Annotated in this window: 1 protein-coding gene; it reads left to right on the top strand. The window is 74.2% G+C overall.

Annotated features, from left to right (window positions below; genetic code table 11):
* On the top strand, nt 1-431 hold a 431-nt coding region (locus tag ADK67_RS11055; protein WP_157620123.1), incomplete at both ends, for a helix-turn-helix domain-containing GNAT family N-acetyltransferase.

Below are 431 nucleotides of genomic sequence, written 5' to 3' on the forward strand. Positions count from 1 at the left end.
CCCGGCGAGATCACCGTCGGCGCGTTGACCGAGGCCGTCGGGGTCAGCCAGTCCACCTGCTCGCACCACCTGCGCAAACTCGCCGACGTGGGCTTCGTCCGCCTGCGCAAGGAAGGCACCGCCACCCTGGTGTCGGTCAACCCGGCCTGCTGCACCGGCCTGCCGCACGCCGCCGACGCCGTCATGGGCACCATCGTCACGCGGCCGTGCTGCCCGACCGACCTGCCCGCCGACGTCACCGTCCGCGCCCTCACCGACGACGACTGGCCCGACGTCCGCCGCATCTACGCCGAGGGCATCGCCACCGGCCACGCCACCTTCGAGACCGAGACCCCCAGCCGCCGCACCCTGGAAGCCAAATGGCTCCCCGAGCACCGCTGGGTCGCCGTCGTCGACGGCCGCGTCGCCGGCTGGACCGCCGCCACCCCCAC

Source organism: Saccharothrix sp. NRRL B-16348, assembly GCF_001280085.1.
Lineage (GTDB): Bacteria > Actinomycetota > Actinomycetes > Mycobacteriales > Pseudonocardiaceae > Actinosynnema.